This window comes from Sphingomonas natans, assembly GCF_030546695.1.
In the GTDB taxonomy this organism is placed as follows: domain Bacteria; phylum Pseudomonadota; class Alphaproteobacteria; order Sphingomonadales; family Sphingomonadaceae; genus Sphingomonas_I; species Sphingomonas_I natans.
In genome coordinates this window covers 465,183-481,507 of sequence record NZ_JAUOTP010000001.1, presented here as the reverse complement: position 1 = coordinate 481,507, position 16,325 = coordinate 465,183, and the positions used below count along the sequence as shown (strand labels likewise).

The window sequence follows — 16,325 nt, the reverse complement described above, 5'->3', positions numbered from 1 at the left end:
CGACCGCCCGCGCTCAGGCCGCCTCGTCCTCGGCGTCCAGCCCATAAGCCGTGTGCAGTACGCGCACCGCGAGTTCGACGAAATCCTCGTCGATGATCACCGAGACCTTGATCTCGCTGGTCGTGATCGCCTGGATATTGATGCCGCGATCGGCGAGCGCCTTGAACATCGCCGCCGCCACGCCCGCATGGCTGCGCATGCCGACGCCGACGACCGAGATCTTGGCGACCTTCGTGTCGTGCTTGACGCCGGCATGGCCGATCGTCGCCTGCTGCGTCTCCAGCACGTCGAGCGCGCGGGTGAGTTCGGCGCGCGGCACGGTGAAAGTCACGTCGGTCGATTTTCCGTCCGACGCGACGTTCTGGACGATCATATCGACGTTGATATTGCCTTCCGCCAGCGGCGTGAAGATCGTCGCCACCGCGCCGGGCCGGTCGGGCACGGAGAGCAAGGTGACCTTCGCCTCGTTCTTGTCGGCGGCGATGCCGGTGATCAGCTGGCGTTCCATCTTGTCCTCTTCGATCTCGTCGTCGCCCACGATCAGCGTGCCGCGATGACCGTCATCATCCTTGGAATCGTCGAACGAGGAAAGCACGCGCACGCGCACCTTCTCCTTCATCGCCAGTCCCACAGAGCGCGTCTGGAGGACCTTGGCGCCGACCGAGGCCAGCTCCAGCATCTCCTCATAGGTGACCTTGCCGAGCTTGCGCGCCTTGGGCACGATGCGCGGGTCGGTCGTATAGACGCCGTCGACGTCGGTGTAGATGTCGCAGCGCTCGGCCTTGATCGCCGCCGCCACCGCGACCGCCGACGTGTCCGATCCGCCCCGGCCCAGCGTGGTGATGCGCCCGTCCTCGCTCATGCCCTGGAAGCCGGGGATCACCGCGACCTCGCCCTTGGCCATCGCCGCGCCGATGATCTCGGCATCGATCGTGCCGATCCGCGCCGAGGCGTAAGCGTCGTTCGTGCGGATCGGCAATTGCCAGCCGAGCCAGGAGCGGGCGGGGACGCCCAAAGCCTGCAGCGCGATCGCGAGCAGGCCGCTCGTGATCTGCTCGCCCGCGGCGACGACGACGTCATATTCCTTGGCGTCGTAGAGCGGGCTGGCCTCGCGGCAGAAGTTGACGAGCCGATCGGTCTCGCCGGCCATCGCCGAGACGACGACCGCGACCTCATGCCCGCGATCGACCTCGCCTTTGACGCGGGCGGCGACGTTGCGAATGCGCTCGATGCCGGCCATCGACGTGCCGCCGAACTTCATCACGATACGTGCCATCAGTCGTCTTCGCCGCTTCAGGAAAGGATGGAAGGCACCGGAGCCGTTAGGGCTTGGGCCTGCGGGAGCGCCCTGATAGTTAGCGACCCCCATGAACGCAACCGACACGATCACCCCGTCCGAAGCCGCCTTTTTCGGCATGCTCGCCAAGGATTGGTGGGATCCCAAGGGCTCGTCGGCGATGCTCCACCGGCTCAATCCGGTGCGGCTCGGCTATGTCCGCCGGCAGATCGACGCTGTGTGGGACTGCGATCCGCGCGCGCGGCGGCCGCTCGAGGGGCGGCGCGTGCTCGATCTCGGCTGCGGCGCGGGGCTGCTGAGCGAACCGCTCGCGCGGCTCGGCGGCCATGTCACGGGGATCGACGCCGCGCCCGAGAATATCGGCGTCGCGCGCGCGCATGCCGAAGGGCAGGGGCTCGGCATCGACTATCGCGCCGGAGGGATCGAGAGCCTGGAGGGCGAGACGTTCGACCTGATCGTCTCGATGGAGGTGATCGAGCATGTCGCCGATCCGGCGGGGTTCGTCGCCGGTATCGCCCGTGCGCTGGCCCCGGGCGGGCTCGTCATCCTCTCGACCCCCAACCGTACGCCGCTGTCGCGGCTCGCGCTGATCACGGTCGGCGAGGGACTGGGGATGGTACCCAAGGGGACGCACGACTGGAACAAGTTCGTGACGCCTGATGAACTGGCCGCTCTGCTCGACGAAGTCCGGCTGGAGACGATCGACCGGACCGGACTCGGCTTCGATCCGATGCGCGGCTTCGCGCTGTCGGCGGAGATGGCGCTCGACTATTTTCTGACGGCGCGGCATGCCAGAGCGATAGAAGCTCCAAGGAATCAAGTGGATGCGTAAAGGACTTAAGATCGCGATGTTGGCCGGTTCGGCGTTTGCGAGCGTCGCCGCCGCGCCCGTTGCCAAGCCCGAGCTCGGCACGTGGGGCGTCGATCTCACCGCGCGCGACACGAATGTGAAGCCCGGCGACGATTTCGCCAGATTCGCCAATGGCGCGTGGCTCGCCAGGACCGAGATCGCGCCCGATCGCACGCGCGCGGGCGCGTTCATCACGCTCCAGGACCGTTCCGAAGCCGACGTCCGCGGACTCGTCGAGGCGATCCCGACGAATCCGGCGGCGACGCCAGCCGAACGCAAGATCGCCGATCTCTATGCAAGCTGGATGGACGAGGGCGCCATCGACGCGGCGGGCGCCAAGCCGCTCGCGCCGTATCTAGCCGAGATCGATGCGGTAAAGGACCGCGCGGGACTGATCCGCCTGTTCGCCTCGCCCGATTATGCCGCGCCGGGCGCCGCGGTCGGCATCCGCCCCGATGTCGACGATCCGACCCATTATGCCGTGTCGGTGCGGCAGGGCTCGCTCGGCCTTCCCGGGCGCGATTATTATCTCGAGAAGGGCGCGAAATATGAAACGATCCGCGCGGCCTATCGCACCTATCTGACGCAGATCGCGACGCTCGCCGGCCTGCCCGATCCTGCCGGCCGCGCCAATCGGATGATCGCGCTGGAGACGCGCATCGCCGCCGATCAGTGGGCGCCCGCGCAGCGCCGCGACGTGACCAAGACGACCAACCGGATGACCGTCGCCGAACTGACCGCGCTCGCGCCGCAGTTCGATTGGCCCGTCTGGCTCCGGGCGCAGGGCCTCGGGAGCCCGAAGCGCCTCATCGTCGGCGAGAAGAGCGCGATCGCCGCCGCGGGCCAGCGGCTCGACGATGTACCGCTCGCGCAGTGGAAGGATTATCTCGCGCTGCGCTTCGTCAGCGATCATGCGCAATATCTGGCGAAGCCGTTCGACGAGGCGAAATTCGCGTTCTTCGGCAAGGCCCTCGCCGATCAGCCGCGCCAGCGCGATCGCTGGAAGCGCGGCGTCGCGCTGGTCAACGCGGCGTTGGGCGAGGAGGTCGGCCGGCTCTACGTCGCCAGAACCTTCCCGCCCGAGTCCGAGCGGCAGATGGGCGAGCTGATCGGCGATCTGCGCGCGGCTTATGGCGAGCTCATCGCGAACGCATCGTGGATGGACGCGCCGACGCGCAAGGAAGCGCTCACCAAGCTCGCCAGCTTCGATCCGCGCATCGGCCATCCGGCGACCTACATCGATTATTCGGCGCTCAGGATCGAGCGCGGCGACCTGCTCGGCAATGCCGTCCGCTCGGATCGCTTCGATTGGGCGCTGCAGCTCGCGCGCTTTCCCAAGCCGGTCGATCGCGCGCTGTGGAACATGACCCCGCAGACGGTGAACGCTTATTATTCGCCGCCGATGAACCAGATCACGTTCCCCGCGGCGATCCTGCGCCCGCCTTTCTTCGATCCCGCTGCCGATCCTGCGGTCAATTACGGCGCGATCGCGGCGGTGATCGGCCATGAGATGGGTCACGGCTTCGATGATCAGGGCCGGCAATATGATGCGACCGGCAAGCTGCGCGACTGGTGGACCAAGGAGTCGGCCGCATCCTATACGGGCCGCGCGGATCGTCTGGCGGCGCAATATGATGGCTATGAACCGCTGCCGGGTCTGCACGTCAACGGCCGACTCACTTTGGGCGAAAATCTGGGCGATCTCGGCGGCATCCAGGCGGGCTACACGGCCTATCAGCGCTACCTGGCCCGGCACGGCCGCGCGGCGACCGTCGATGGCCTTACCGGCGACCAGCGCTTCTTCCTCTCCTACGCGCAGATCTGGCGCGCCAAATCGCGCGATGGATTCCTGCGCCAGCAGATACTGACCGATCCGCACAGTCCGGAATCGATCAGGATCAACGGCATCGTCCGCAATTTCGATCCCTGGTATCGCGCGTTCGACGTGAAGCCGGGCGATCGTCTTTACCTGCCGACTGCGGAGCGCGTCCGCGTATGGTGATTTTTGCAACTTGACATGCAATCTTTGCATCTTGCGCCGCAAAAAAGGTGTTGCAGGCTTTCCTTCGCAGATGCACAAAGAGGGTGCCTTTCAGGCATCCTCTCCCAACTTCGATGGGCCGGTCCTCTGACCGGCCTTTTTTTTGCCCGCGCGACCTCGGGCTGCCGCTGCGTGGTGGCGGATCGGCCGCGCTCGCGCTATCTGCCGGGCCATGAGCCGGCACACGCGAACGAACGACTGGGGTTTTCCCCGCTGGCGCGGCTACGGCAGCGAGCGCGGCGCGACGAAGGTCCGAATCTGCGATCGCCACGGCTGCGATCTGCCCGGCGATTGCCCCGCGCCGAAATCGCCGAATAGCCCGGAGCGCTGGTATTTCTGCGCCGAACATGCGGGCGAATATAATCGCGGCTGGAATTATTTCGAAGGCCTCTCCGCCGAAGAAGCCGCCGAGCGCGAGGCGGGCGAGAAGCGCACCGCCGACGGCTATCAGCAGGCGAGCCATTATGGCTGGGCGGGGCCCGGCGACGGATCGCGCTCGCGCGACGAGATGCGCGCGCTCGACGCGCTGGGGCTCGATCCCGATGTCGAGTTCGACGCGATCAAGATCGCCTGGCGCCGCCTCGCCAAGGCGAATCACCCCGATACGCACCCGAATGACGATCAGGCGGCCGACCGCTTCCGCGAGATCCAGGCCGCCTATGATGTGCTGCGCGTCGCCGAGGAGCGCCGGGCGGCGTGATCCGGGCGTGAGGCGATCGGTGCCGAGCGCGTGGGCGGCGACGGTGATCGTCTGCGCCAAGTGCGAGAAGAAGCTCGGCGGCGGCTTCGGCGCGGGCGGCAAGCAGCGCCTGTCGAAGCTGCTCGCCAAGCGCGCGGGCGGCGGCAAGGGCCGCAAGGCCGGGATCGGCGTGATCTCCAGCAAATGCCTGAAACTGTGCCCGAAGCGCGCGATCACCGTGATCGACGGCGCGCGGCCGGCCGAGTGGCTGATCGTCCCCGGCGGCATGCCGATCGAGGAGGTCGAGACGCAATTGGGGCTGCGCGTTCGGGCTCCGGGCGGCTGACGGGCAATCCGTCATCCTGAACTCGTTTCAGGATCCATGACCCGATCTCGATGTCGGGCCCGGCCTCGCGTGCAGGCAATGGATGCTGAAACAAGTTCAGCATGACGGGAGGGGAGCCTTCGCGATAAACAGCCGCGCATGAAGATCCTGCTCACCGGCTCGTCAGGCTGGCTCGGCCGCCATCTCGCCCCGCTGCTGATCGCGCGCGGCGATGTCGTGACCGGCCTCGACATCGCGCCCGGGGTCCACACGCAGACCATCGGCTCGGTCGCGGATCGCGCGCTCGTCGATCGCCTGTTCGACGCGCATCTGTTCGACGCGGTCGTCCACGCGGGCGCGCTCCACAAGCCCGACATCGCGCGCTACCCGACGCAGGCGTTCGTCGACGTCAACGTGACCGGCACGCTCGCCCTGCTCGAAGCCGCGGTCCGCACCGGCGCCAGCCGCTTCGTCTTCACGTCGACCACCTCGCTGATGATCTCGACCGCGATCCGCGCGGGGCGGGGCGATGCCGCCGCCTGGCTCGACGAGAGCCTGAGCCCGCTGGTGCCGCGCAACATCTACGGCGTCACCAAGCTCGCCGCCGAGCAGCTCTGCCGCCTGTTCCACGACGAACGCGGCCTGCCCGTGCTGGTCCTGCGCACCGGCCGCTTCTTTCCCGAGGATGACGACACGCACCAGATCCTGTCCGGCGAGAATATGAAGGCCAACGAACTGCTCCACCGCCGCCTGACCGTGGAGGATGCCGCCGCCGCGCATGTCGTCGCGCTCGATCGCGCGCCCGATATCGGCTTCGGCACCTACATCCTCTCCGCGCCGACCCCGTTCGCGCGCGCCGACGCGGCCGAACTCAAGCGCGACGCGCCCGCGGTGATCGCCCGCGTCTATCCTGATGCGGCCGCCCTCTATGCGCAGGTGGGCTGGACGCTCCCGGCGGCGATCGATCGCGTCTATGATGCGGGGCTCGCCGAACGCGAGCTCGGCTTCCGCTGCGCGACCGATTTCGGCGCGATGCTCGCGGCGCTCCGCTCGGGCGCGGCGCTGCCGGTCGCGCATGACTCCAGCTATGTGTCGCCCGCGAGTTTGTCCACATCCGCTCATCCTGAGGAGGGACTGAGCCCTTCGACGCCGCCTGCGGGGTCGCTCAGGATAAACTCCGCCGAAGGCCCGTCTCGAAGGACTTAGGACTGTCCTTCGAGACGCCACTTCGCCGAGCTCAGTGGCTCCTCAGGATGAGCGGGAGCGAGAAGGTTTCGCCACCGCTGGCCTAAACCTCCAAGCGCGCTTATGTGCGCGCGCATGTCGACTGCAGCCCCCCGCACGCTCTACGAAAAGATCTGGGACGCGCATGTCGTCTCGCGCCGCGACGACGGCACGTGCCTCATCTATATCGATCGCCACCTCGTCCACGAAGTGACGAGCCCGCAGGCGTTCGAGGGGCTGCGCGTCGCGAACCGCAAGGTGCGCCGCACCGATCTCACGCTCGCCGTGCCCGATCACAATCTGCCGACGACCGCGCGCGTGGACGCGGCGGGCCGCGAGCTGCCGATCGCCGACATCGAGTCCGCGCAGCAGCTCTCCACCTTGCGCGCCAACGTCGCCGAATTCGGCGTGCCCTATATCGATGCGCTCGCCGCCGAGCAGGGCATCGTCCACGTCGTCGGCCCCGAGCAGGGCTTCTCGCTGCCGGGCACGACCCTGGTGTGCGGCGACAGCCATACCGCCGCGCATGGCGGCCTCGGCGCGCTCGCGTTCGGCATCGGCACGTCGGAGGTCGAGCATGTCCTCGCCACGCAGACGCTCCAGCTCAAGCAATCGAAGACGATGGAGATCCGCGTCGATGGGTCTTTGGGCTTCGGCGTGAGCCCGAAGGACGTGATCCTCGCGATCGTCGGCAAGCTCGGAGCCGCGGGCGGCACGGGTTATGTCGTCGAATATACGGGCTCGGTGATCCGCGCGATGTCTGTCGAAGGAAGGCTGACCGTCTCGAACATGGCGATCGAGCATGGCGCGCGCTCGGGCCTGATCGCGCCCGACGAGACGACCTTCGCCTATCTGCAGGGCCGGCCGATGGCGCCCGCGGGCGACGATTGGGCGCGCGCCTTGGAGTGGTGGCGGACGCTGCCGACCGACGCGCAGGCGCGCTACGACGAGGTCGTGCTGCTGGATGCGACCGACATCGCTCCGAACCTGACCTGGGGGACGAGCCCCGAGGATGTCGTCGCGATCACCGGCATCGTCCCCGATCCGGCAAGCTTCGCCGATCCTTCGAAGCAGGAGGCCGCGCGCAAGAGCCTCGCTTATATGGGCCTGACCCCGGGCACGCGGATGCAGGATGTCGGCGTCGAGAATATCTTCATCGGCAGCTGCACGAACAGCCGGATCGAGGATCTGCGCGCCGCCGCCGCGGTCGCCAAGGGCCGCAAGGTCGCGGGCAATGTCCGCCAGGCGCTCGTCGTGCCGGGCTCGGGCCTCGTCAAGCGCCAGGCCGAGGCCGAGGGGCTCGATCGCATCTTCATCGAGGCGGGCTTCCAGTGGCGCGAGGCGGGCTGCTCGATGTGCCTGGCGATGAACCCCGACAAGGTGCCGCCCGGCGAGCGCTGCGCCTCGACCTCGAACCGCAATTTCGTCGGTCGACAGGGGCCGGGCGCGCGCACGCATCTGCTCTCGCCGGCGATGGCGGCGGCGGCGGCGGTGACGGGGCGGCTGACCGACGTGCGGGATCTGGTCTCATCGGCCGACTGATCGGCCTGCTCGCGGCGCTGGGGCTGGCCATCGCGCCGGCCGGCGCCGCGCCGCCAGTATCGGCGCCGCTCAAGCTGTGGCGGCTCGGCTGCGGGACGGTGACGATCCCCGATCTCGATTTCCTGTCGGACAGCTTCGCCTTCTCCGGCCAGTCGAAGACGGTCACGGTCAGCTGCTACCTGATCCGCCACGGCGACACGTTCATGCTCTGGGATACGGGCCTGCCGCTGAGCCGGCTCGGCGCGGGCCAGCGCAGCGTCGGCGGCGGTCTCGCCCGGCTCGAGCGGAGCCTGCCCGATCAATTGCGCGAGATCGGCGTCGCGCCCGCGAGCATCAAGATCGTCGGCTTGAGCCATTATCACGCCGATCATGCCGGGCAGCTCGCCAGCTTCCCGGGCGCGACGGCCCTGCTCGGCGCGCAGGACATGGCCGTCGTCAAAGGCGAGGGGACGGCGTTCAATCTCGACAGCAGCCAGTTTCCGGCGGCGACGAAGTTCGATCCCGTCCAAGGCGATCGGGATGTCTTCGGCGACGGCACGGTCGTCATGCTCGCGACGCCGGGCCACACGCCCGGTCATCACAGCCTGCTCGTCCGCCTCGCCTCCGGGCCGGTGCTGCTGACGGGCGATCTCTGGCATTTCGCCGGGCAGCGCCCGATCCGCGGCGTGCCCAAGATCAACACGAGCCGCGCCGAGACGCTCGCCTCGATCGATCGGATCGAACAGGTCGCGGCCAATCTCCATGCGAAGATCGTGCTGGGCCACGAGCCGGCTGACATCCTTTTGCTCCCGGCCTTTCCGAAGTCCGCCGAGTAAAGCCGACCTCTCCACCCGTTCGTGCTGAGCCTGTCGAAGCACCGTCCTTCTTGTCCGCAGGAAAGTACGGCACTTCGACAAGCTCAGTGCAAACGGAAAAGAGCGTGCGCGCTAGCGCGTGATCCCGAAGCCGATCCGCGCGCGCGTCTGCTTGCGGTTATAATCGAGCAGGCTCTCGCCATAGCCCGCAAAGCCCTGCGCGATCAGGTAGAGCTGCGGTCCGGACGCCCACATCTGCGTGAGCGGATAGGACAGGACCCCGTCCACCGCGCCCTTGCCGCTGCCGAAATTGAGCCGGCTCGTCAGGCTCAGCCGCAGCCCCTCATCCTCGCCGAACGCGACATACAGCCCGCTATGCCCGCGATAGCGCTCGATATCTGGATTGCCGTCCTGCGGGCCGACATAGGCCCACAGGCGCGGGCCGAGCGTCAGGCTGTAACGGCCGAGCGGCAGCGTCGCCTCGGGCTGGATGTAGAGCGTGTTGAGCGTGCGTGAGCTCGCGCCGGAGCGGCCATTGGATTCGTGCCGCGCGCCGAACCGCCCACCAATCGCGATGCCGTCGCCGACGGTGCGGGGCGGGACGAGGTAGAAGAGTTCGGGCATGTAATTGACGTCGCGGAACGGCGAGCTGATCTGCGCCAGATCCCAGAACATGCGCTGCGTGTACGCGAAGTTGATCCCGTCCAGCCAATTGCCGCGTCGGCCGAGCAATTGGTATTTCAGGCTGATCTGGATCCGCGCGGCGGTGTCCGTGCCCGGGCCATAGACGAAGTAGATCGGCTCATAGGCCGAGAGGTTGGCCAGGAACGGATTGTCCTTGGGCGATCCGGCCGAGGGCGGGGCGGGCAGGGGCGCGATCGTCGCCGGCTCCGCCGTCGCGACCTGCACGGCATCGGGAGACGGCGCGCCTTCGGGGATGTTCAGCGCGATGATCGGCGCATCGGCGAGTGCGAGCGAGAGCATGCCGGGCCCGGTGCCGATCGGCAGGTCGCCCTCGTAGCGCAGCGGGGCGAAACCCGCAGGCGCGATGTCCCGATGCGGCGACTGGCCCGGCGCGAGACGGAGCGTCACCGTATCGCTGCGGCCGTTCGCGCTTTTCAGGCTGGCGGCGATCGTATCGGAGGGCTCGTAGGCGGCCGCCATGCCCGTTGGGTTGATCGCGACGATCTCGACGACCACGCGCCCGGCGGCGGCATCCACCTTCGTGCCCGAGACGATCAGGCGGATCGGCGCGGCGACGGCGGGGGCCGCGAGGAGCGGAACGGCGAGGAAGGCGAAAAAGGAAAGGCGCATGCCCACCGGACGCGCGCCTTTCGATGGAGTTCCACAGATCACCTTGGCGCACCGTGCTCCGGCGCAGGCCGGAGCGGTGGCCGGACGGCATTTCCCTTCATAGCCAGCGCTCCGGCCTTCGCCGGAGCACCGGTAGGAGAGTTTAAGCGAAAAGCTTCGCCCAGCCGCGCTTCGGGCGATCCTTCCAGTGGCCGCGATGATAGGCGTCGCTCGCCAGCAGCGGCATCACCGAACCGGCCTCGGCGAACACCATCTGCTCGATGCCGGTGTTGACCTTGCCCCACGACGCCGCCTCCTGCAGCGTCGAGGACGAGCAGGCGCCGTCGCGCACGTCGGCGACGGTGATCTGGATCGCGTATTTGTGCACCTCGACATCGTCATGGCCGAGGATCTCGGCGCAGACGACCGTGTCCTGGATGAAGTTCTTCGGCACGCCGCCGCCGATCATCAGCAGGCCCGTCGTGCCAGCCTTGATCTTGATGTCGGTCAGCTCGCGGAAATCGGCGATCGCGTCGAGCACCATGTATGGCTTGCCCGCCTTCACCGCGTCGACCTGATGCTTGACCAGACCGAAGCCCGCCGACGAGTCGACGAACGCCGGGCAGAAGATCGGCACGTCATGCTCGTAGGCGAGCTTGACGAGGCTGTTGTCCTTCTTGCCATTCTCGACGAGATATTTGCCCATCTCGCGGATGAACGCGCGCGAGCTGTAAGCCTTGGGCTCCAGCGTCTCGGCGATCTCGAAGATCGTGTGATCGACGTGCTGGAGCTGCTCCTCGTCGATATAGGTGTCGTAGATGCGATCGATCAGCAGCGAGCGCAGCGTATCGTCGTCGGGCACGTCGAGCGCCTGATAATGTTTGTGGCCGAGGCCCTCGAAGAAATCCATGTCGACGATCGTCGCGCCGGTCGCGACCACGACATCGACCATGTTGTTGCGGATCAGCTCCGCATAGAGATCCATGCAGCCGCCCGCCGAGGTCGAGCCCGCGATGACCAGCACGACCGTGCAGTCCTTGTCGGCCAGCATGTCGTTGTAGATCTTGGTCGCGCGGCCGAGGTCGCGGCTCGTGAAGCTCATGTCGGCCATCGCGTCCACGATCGGGCGCGCGTCGAAGCTGGTGATGTCGATATGCTTGACCTGCTTCGAGAGCAGCTCGGCCTTGCGCGTGTCGTTGGTCTGGTCGGTCATATTCAACTCCATTCCCCTCCCGCTCGCGGGAGGGGTTGGGGGTGGGCAGCGACGGTGGCGTCGCGCGGGACGTGGAAGTGGGATGCCCACCCCCGCCCCCTCCCGCAAGCGGGAGGGGAGAAGGCAGTCACCCTACGGTTCCAGTTGTTACAGCGTGAAGACGTTCGAGAAGCGCTTCGGCTCCGCCTCGACCTCGGCATACAGGCTCGCCATCGGCTCGTCGGCCATGATGATCGTCTCGCCGGCGGTGAAGCCGTTGAAGCCGGTCCGCATCGCGCAGCCATAGGCGCCGAGCATGCCGATCTCGATATAGTCGCCGGGCTGCGTATCGGCCGGCAGCAGGAACGGGCCCGCCATATGATCGATATCGTCGCAGGTCGGCCCGTAGAAGCTGAACGGCAGGTCCTTGGCGTCGCTCTCGGGCTCGCGCACGAGGTTGACCGGGAAGCGCCAGCCGACATGCGCCGCATCGAACAAAGCGCCATAGGCGCCATCGTTGATGTAGAGCTGGTCGCCGCGACGCCGTTCGACGCGGACGAGCAGGCTCGCATATTCGGCGCACAACGCGCGGCCCGGCTCGGCCCACAATTCGGCCGAATAGCTGACGGGCAGCTCCTCGAACGCCGCGTGGATCGCGTCGAAATAGGCTTCCAGCGGCGCCGGGGTCATGCCCGGATAGACCGACGGAAAGCCGCCGCCGACATCGATCACGTCGACCGTGACCGCCGCCTCGACGATCGCCGCGCGGACGCGGCCGAGCGCCTGGATATAGGCCTGCGGGCTCATCGTCTGGCTGCCGACGTGGAAGCAGATGCCGAGCGCGTCGGCGGCCTGGCGGGCGGCGAACAGCAGTTCCTTGGTCTCGTCGGGCGCCGCGCCGAACTTCGCCGCGAGGCTCAGTTTGGCATGTTCGGACGAAACGCGCAGCCGGACGCAGAGCGTGAGATCGGTCGCGTCGCCGGTGGCGCGCATGATCTTCTCCAGCTCCTCGATCGTATCGAGGCTGAAGGTGCGCACGCCGTGGACCGCATAGGCCTCGCGGATCGCTTCCTCGGCCTTGACCGGGTGCATGAAGCAGAGCGTCGCCGCGGGCGCGACCGATGCGACGAGGCGGACCTCGGCGATCGAAGCGACATCGAAATGCGTGATGCCGCTGTCCCACAGGATCTTGATCAGATCCGGCGAGGGATTGGCCTTCACCGCATAGAGCGAGGTCCCCTTGAACTTCTCGACGAAGAACCGGGCGGCCCTGCGGGCGGCGTGTGGACGCACGATCGTCACCGGTTCAACCGGGCGTCGGGCGGCGATGTCGGCAACCGTGAGGTCGTCGGACAGGTGGGCAGCTAGCCCCAGCGCGCGAGGATGCTTGTGCAATTCAAGGGACCTCCAAATGCCTGACGGCAAGTCGTTGCGGAAAAAAGCTGCCTTGCGGCTGGAAGTCCCATGGGGCAGCGAGGCGCGGTACATAAGGACGACACCCCCCCCTGTAAAGTTTCAATTTCAGGTCGGTTTCTGGCGCGGTTTCGCACCCGGACGGATCGTGCCCCAGGAGCGACGAATGAGCGGAAAAGTGCCGAGTTTCCAGGGTGTTGTCGCAGCTGCGGCGCGCGTGAAAAACGTCGTCTCGGAAACGCCCTTGCTGCCGTTCGAAGTTCGCGGCCGCCGCCACTGGCTGAAGGCCGAGTCGCTGCAGCAAGGCGGGGCGTTCAAATATCGCGGCGCCTATAACCGGCTCGTCCAGATGACGCCCGCGCAGCATGGCGCCGGCGTCGTCGCCTTCTCCTCGGGCAATCACGCACAAGGCGTCGCGCGCGCGGCGAAACTGCTCGGCATGCGCGCGCTGATCGTGATGCCGTCGAACGCGCCCGCGGTGAAGGTGGAGGGCACGCGCGCACTCGGCGCGGAAATCTACTCCTATGATCGCTATCGCCAGAGCCGCGAGGTCATCGCCGCCGAGCTGGCGGCCGAGCGCCAAGCCGTGCTCGTGCCTTCGTTCGACGATGTCGACGTGATCGAAGGGCAGGGGACGATCGGGCTGGAGATTGCGCGCCAGCTTGGCCGCGTGCCCGGCCGCGTCGTCATGCCGTGCGGCGGCGGCGGGCTGTCGGCGGGGATCGCGCTCGCTCTGCCCGACAGCGAGATTATCTTCGCCGAGCCCGAGGGCTGGGACGATATGGGACGCGGCCTCGCCGCCGGCGCGATCGTCGAGGTGCCCGCCGACGCGCCCGCCACCGCCTGCGACGCGCTGCAAACGCGGCGCGTGGCGGACCTGACCTTCGACGCGCTCCAGGCGGCGGGTGCGCGCGGCGTCGCGATCAGCGAGGCGGAGCATCGCGCGGCGATGCGCTTCGCGTTCGGGCTCGGGCTGGTGGTGGAGCCGGGCGGGAGCGTCGCGCTGGCGGCGCTGCTCGCGGGCAAGCTGCCCGACGACGATGTCGAGACGGTGATCGTCTGCTCGGGCAGCAATGTCGATCCGGCGGCGTTTGCGGCGGTGCTGGCGGAGGGTTGACCCGCGAGCGCCACCGCCCCCCAATCCGTTGGGTTCGAGCTTGTCGAGAACGCGCAGGGATCGAGCGAAGCCGAGAGCCCGTGCCAGGTGAGCCGCATCTCGACTTTGCTCGATGCTAGCCGCGTTCTCCACTACGCTCGAACCAAACGGGATTGGGTAGGGGCAAGCAGAATGACCGACAGCAAAGGCCAAATCCGCGTCGGCATCGGCGGCTGGACCTACGAACCGTGGCGCGACAATTTCTTCCCCAAGGGCCATCCGCAGAAGCTCGAGCTGGAATATGCGTCCGCCCACGTCACCGCGATCGAGATCAACGGCACCTTCTATTCGCGCCAGAAGCCCAAGACCTGGGCCGATTGGGCCAGGCGCACCCCCGACGACTTCGTCTTCGCGCTCAAGGCCTCGCGCTATGCGGTGACGCGCAAACAGCTGGCCGAGGCGGGCGAGGCGATCGCCAATTTTCTCGAGCAGGGCCTCGTCGAGCTGGGCCCGAAGCTCGGTCCGATCCTGTGGCAGTTCGCGGGCACGCGGAAGTTCGATCGCGAGGATATCGCGCGCTTCCTCAATCTGCTCCCCGAAAGTCATGGCGGCCTCAAGCTGCGCCACGCGATCGAGCCGCGCCACGAGACGTTCCGCGACGCCGCCTTCGTCACGCTCTGCCGCGATCGCAATGCGGCGATCGTCATCGCCGACGACGAGACCTATCCGCAGATCGCCGACATCACCGCCGATTTCACCTATGCCCGCCTCCAGCGCCAGCGCGAGGACGAGCCGACCGGTTACTCCCCTGCCGAACTCGATCAGTGGGCGGAGGTCGCGAAAAGCTGGGCAGGGGGGCATAGCCCACGCGGCCTCGATTATGTCGGCGGCCCGCACCCCGCCGCGCAGCGCGACGCCTTCGTGTTCATGATCAACGGCGCCAAGGTCCGCGCGCCGGCGGCGGCGATGGCGCTGCTGGAGCGGCTGTAGCGCCACCTCGAAACCCGTCATGCTGAACTCGTTTCAGCATCCATTACCCGCGCCATCCGCCGTCGCGCGGCTTGAGAATGCTGGCCTTGGATCCTGAAACAAGTTCAGGATGACGGAGGATCAGCGGTTGCGCATCCCGGCCGGCCAGCCCACTTGCCGGTCATGTTTCGTACCGCTTTTCCGATGCTTGCCGTCCTCGCCAGCGCCATGCCAGCCGCCGCCAAGCCGCCCCGTTTCTCCCCCTCCACCGGCCAGAGCGCGCTCTATGCCTGCGCCGACGGGCGCACGATCGAGGTGCTCTATTCGGGCGGCGACGCGGCGGTGCTGACGATCGCGGGCGCGACCGTGCAGCTTGCGCGTGCCGCTGCGGCGGATGGCGAACGCTATGTCGGCGGCGGCTGGCAATGGTGGGGCACCGGCCGGCGCGACGGCGCGCTCAGCCGGATCGCGGCAGGCGAAGAGGTCGCCGCTACGCCGGGCACCGACTGTCGCGCGCGCTAGACGAGCGCAAGCTCGGCGATTTCGGATCGGACCTTGGCCCGCGGCGCGCTGCGCTTCTCCGGGCGTGGCGGCGGTGCCTCGTGGCCCCGGCCGTCGAGACGTTCGCGCACCAGCGCCAGCCACGCGGCATCATCGCTCTCGGCCTCGATCCCGAGCCAGAACAGGCTCGGGTTGCTATCGCTCTCCATCGGCCATCTCCCCGGCCCCGGCCATTTTCTGGCTCGCGCCCAGCGTAACGCGAATCGCGCTTCCGCGCCAGCCGACGCAAAGGGGCCGAATCTGGCCTTTCCCGTGCGGCGATGTTATTGTGCCGATCCGGACATATAATATGGGGAGGTCGGCGATGTCTCGCGTCGCGCATCTGCTGTTCGGTATCGTGGCCTATGGCGTCTTTCTGGGCGTGTTCCTCTATCTGATCGGCTTCGTCGGCGATCTCGCTGTCCTGCCGCGCACCGTCGATCACCCTGCCAGCGCGCTTGCGCCGGTCGCCGCGATCGCCGTGGATGCGCTGCTGATCCTTGTCTTCGGGCTCCAGCACAGTATCATGGCGCGCGCAGGCTTCAAGGCGGCGTGGACGCGCATCGTGCCCGAGGCGATCGAGCGCAGCCTTTTCGTCCTGTTCGCGAGCGCCGCGCTCGTTCTGCTCTTCCTGTTCTGGCAGCCGCTGAGGGGCGATGTGTGGGACGTGCGCGGCACGTTGGGCGCGCCGCTGCTCTGGGTCGTGTTCGGCGCGGGCTGGGGGATCGTGCTGCTCAGCACCTTCCTGATCAACCATTTCGAGCTGTTCGGGCTCAGCCAGGTGTGGAACCAGCTCCGCCAGCGGCCCGCCGCCGCGCCGGTCCTGCGCCAGCCCTTGCTGTACAAGCTGGTCCGCCACCCGCTCTACAGCGGCTTCTTCATCGCTTTCTGGGCGACGCCGCACATGAGCTACGGCCATGCGCTGCTGGCGGTCGGCATGTCGGTCTATATGCTGATCGCGATCGTCTATGAGGAACGCGATCTCGTCCGGATGTTCGGGCAGGATTATGAGGAGTATCGCGGCCGCGTCGGCAAGCTCGCGCCGCGCCTGCGCCGGGCGCGCTGACTGC

At 67.5% G+C, this 16,325-nt stretch carries 16 protein-coding genes; 11 read left to right on the top strand and 5 right to left on the bottom strand.

Going from position 1 to position 16,325, the window contains the following annotated elements; translation table 11 throughout:
- Window positions 1-13: 13 nt before the first annotated feature.
- The gene (locus Q4F19_RS02280) at window positions 14-1,276 is read right to left on the bottom strand and encodes an aspartate kinase (RefSeq protein WP_303539513.1); all 1,263 of its coding nucleotides are present in this window, start codon (window positions 1,274-1,276) and stop codon (window positions 14-16) included.
- Window positions 1,277-1,367: 91 nt separating this feature from the next.
- On the opposite strand from Q4F19_RS02280, the gene ubiG reads away from it, so the two are divergent.
- The 7 genes from ubiG to Q4F19_RS02245 all read left to right on the top strand — a co-directional run bounded on the left by ubiG (window position 1,368) and on the right by Q4F19_RS02245 (window position 8,773).
- Entirely contained in the window at window positions 1,368-2,129 is a 762-nt protein-coding gene (gene ubiG, locus Q4F19_RS02275) for a bifunctional 2-polyprenyl-6-hydroxyphenol methylase/3-demethylubiquinol 3-O-methyltransferase UbiG (RefSeq protein ID WP_303539512.1), read from the top strand.
- Complete coding sequence (locus Q4F19_RS02270) at window positions 2,122-4,149, top strand: M13 family metallopeptidase (protein WP_303539511.1); 2,028 nt, start codon at window positions 2,122-2,124, stop codon at window positions 4,147-4,149. Before ubiG ends, Q4F19_RS02270 begins: the two co-directional genes overlap by 8 nt.
- 211 nt (window positions 4,150-4,360) lie before the next feature.
- Complete coding sequence (locus Q4F19_RS02265; RefSeq protein ID WP_303539510.1) at window positions 4,361-4,888, top strand: J domain-containing protein; 528 nt, start codon at window positions 4,361-4,363, stop codon at window positions 4,886-4,888.
- A gap of 7 nt (window positions 4,889-4,895) precedes the next feature.
- Window positions 4,896-5,213, top strand: coding sequence for a (2Fe-2S) ferredoxin domain-containing protein (locus Q4F19_RS02260; RefSeq protein WP_303539509.1), 318 nt, complete (start codon window positions 4,896-4,898; stop codon window positions 5,211-5,213).
- Window positions 5,214-5,351: 138 nt separating this feature from the next.
- On the top strand, window positions 5,352-6,398 hold the full coding sequence (locus tag Q4F19_RS02255) for an NAD-dependent epimerase/dehydratase family protein (RefSeq protein ID WP_303539508.1): 1,047 nt from the start codon (window positions 5,352-5,354) through the stop codon (window positions 6,396-6,398).
- 114 nt (window positions 6,399-6,512) lie between these two features.
- Entirely contained in the window at window positions 6,513-7,958 is a 1,446-nt protein-coding gene (leuC, locus tag Q4F19_RS02250) for a 3-isopropylmalate dehydratase large subunit (protein ID WP_303539507.1), read from the top strand.
- 98 nt (window positions 7,959-8,056) lie between these two features.
- The gene (locus Q4F19_RS02245; RefSeq protein ID WP_303539506.1) at window positions 8,057-8,773 is read left to right on the top strand and encodes an N-acyl homoserine lactonase family protein; all 717 of its coding nucleotides are present in this window, start codon (window positions 8,057-8,059) and stop codon (window positions 8,771-8,773) included.
- Window positions 8,774-8,884: 111 nt separating this feature from the next.
- On the opposite strand, the gene Q4F19_RS02240 is transcribed toward Q4F19_RS02245, so the two are convergent.
- The 3 genes from Q4F19_RS02240 to Q4F19_RS02230 form a co-directional block, all read right to left on the bottom strand.
- Complete coding sequence (locus tag Q4F19_RS02240) at window positions 8,885-10,066, bottom strand: phospholipase A (RefSeq protein WP_303539505.1); 1,182 nt, start codon at window positions 10,064-10,066, stop codon at window positions 8,885-8,887.
- Between the two features lie 142 nt (window positions 10,067-10,208).
- The gene (locus tag Q4F19_RS02235; protein WP_303539504.1) at window positions 10,209-11,258 is read right to left on the bottom strand and encodes a 1,9-bis(guanidino)-5-aza-nonane synthase; all 1,050 of its coding nucleotides are present in this window, start codon (window positions 11,256-11,258) and stop codon (window positions 10,209-10,211) included.
- A gap of 147 nt (window positions 11,259-11,405) precedes the next feature.
- Window positions 11,406-12,632 (bottom strand): type III PLP-dependent enzyme, encoded by a 1,227-nt coding sequence (locus Q4F19_RS02230; protein WP_303539503.1) that lies wholly within the window; start codon window positions 12,630-12,632, stop codon window positions 11,406-11,408.
- 184 nt (window positions 12,633-12,816) lie between these two features.
- On the opposite strand from Q4F19_RS02230, the gene Q4F19_RS02225 reads away from it, so the two are divergent.
- The 3 genes from Q4F19_RS02225 to Q4F19_RS02215 all read left to right on the top strand — a co-directional run bounded on the left by Q4F19_RS02225 (window position 12,817) and on the right by Q4F19_RS02215 (window position 15,237).
- On the top strand, window positions 12,817-13,767 hold the full coding sequence (locus tag Q4F19_RS02225; protein WP_303539502.1) for a threonine ammonia-lyase: 951 nt from the start codon (window positions 12,817-12,819) through the stop codon (window positions 13,765-13,767).
- A 171-nt stretch (window positions 13,768-13,938) separates the two neighbouring features.
- Window positions 13,939-14,736: a DUF72 domain-containing protein gene (locus Q4F19_RS02220; protein ID WP_303539501.1), complete on the top strand. Its 798-nt coding sequence runs from the start codon at window positions 13,939-13,941 to the stop codon at window positions 14,734-14,736.
- A 162-nt stretch (window positions 14,737-14,898) separates the two neighbouring features.
- Complete coding sequence (locus Q4F19_RS02215; RefSeq protein ID WP_303539500.1) at window positions 14,899-15,237, top strand: MliC family protein; 339 nt, start codon at window positions 14,899-14,901, stop codon at window positions 15,235-15,237.
- Here the strand turns inward: Q4F19_RS02215 and Q4F19_RS02210 are convergent.
- Window positions 15,234-15,425, bottom strand: a complete 192-nt coding sequence (locus Q4F19_RS02210; protein WP_303539499.1) for a hypothetical protein — start codon at window positions 15,423-15,425, stop codon at window positions 15,234-15,236. The genes Q4F19_RS02215 and Q4F19_RS02210 overlap by 4 nt on opposite strands.
- Before the next feature lie 155 nt (window positions 15,426-15,580).
- Here Q4F19_RS02210 and mddA point away from each other — a divergent pair, with 155 nt between their 5' ends.
- Window positions 15,581-16,321, top strand: a complete 741-nt coding sequence (gene mddA / locus Q4F19_RS02205) for a methanethiol S-methyltransferase (RefSeq protein WP_303539498.1) — start codon at window positions 15,581-15,583, stop codon at window positions 16,319-16,321.
- The last annotated feature ends 4 nt before the right edge of the window (window positions 16,322-16,325 follow it).

What these genes read in the sequence shown, in the direction of transcription:
- Q4F19_RS02235 (WP_303539504.1), bottom strand. Translation starts at nt 11,258, where the DNA reads ATGACCGACCAGACCAACGACACGCGCAAGGCCGAGCTGCTCTCGAAG.
- ubiG (WP_303539512.1), top strand. Translation starts at nt 1,368, where the DNA reads ATGAACGCAACCGACACGATCACCCCGTCCGAAGCCGCCTTTTTCGGC.
- Q4F19_RS02265 (WP_303539510.1), top strand. Translation starts at nt 4,361, where the DNA reads ATGAGCCGGCACACGCGAACGAACGACTGGGGTTTTCCCCGCTGGCGC.
- Q4F19_RS02255 (WP_303539508.1), top strand. Translation starts at nt 5,352, where the DNA reads ATGAAGATCCTGCTCACCGGCTCGTCAGGCTGGCTCGGCCGCCATCTC.
- mddA (WP_303539498.1), top strand. Translation starts at nt 15,581, where the DNA reads ATGTCTCGCGTCGCGCATCTGCTGTTCGGTATCGTGGCCTATGGCGTC.
- Q4F19_RS02270 (WP_303539511.1), top strand. Translation starts at nt 2,122, where the DNA reads ATGCGTAAAGGACTTAAGATCGCGATGTTGGCCGGTTCGGCGTTTGCG.
- Q4F19_RS02220 (WP_303539501.1), top strand. Translation starts at nt 13,939, where the DNA reads ATGACCGACAGCAAAGGCCAAATCCGCGTCGGCATCGGCGGCTGGACC.
- Q4F19_RS02240 (WP_303539505.1), bottom strand. Translation starts at nt 10,066, where the DNA reads ATGCGCCTTTCCTTTTTCGCCTTCCTCGCCGTTCCGCTCCTCGCGGCC.
- leuC (WP_303539507.1), top strand. Translation starts at nt 6,513, where the DNA reads ATGTCGACTGCAGCCCCCCGCACGCTCTACGAAAAGATCTGGGACGCG.
- Q4F19_RS02280 (WP_303539513.1), bottom strand. Translation starts at nt 1,276, where the DNA reads ATGGCACGTATCGTGATGAAGTTCGGCGGCACGTCGATGGCCGGCATC.
- Q4F19_RS02210 (WP_303539499.1), bottom strand. Translation starts at nt 15,425, where the DNA reads ATGGAGAGCGATAGCAACCCGAGCCTGTTCTGGCTCGGGATCGAGGCC.
- Q4F19_RS02225 (WP_303539502.1), top strand. Translation starts at nt 12,817, where the DNA reads ATGAGCGGAAAAGTGCCGAGTTTCCAGGGTGTTGTCGCAGCTGCGGCG.
- Q4F19_RS02215 (WP_303539500.1), top strand. Translation starts at nt 14,899, where the DNA reads ATGTTTCGTACCGCTTTTCCGATGCTTGCCGTCCTCGCCAGCGCCATG.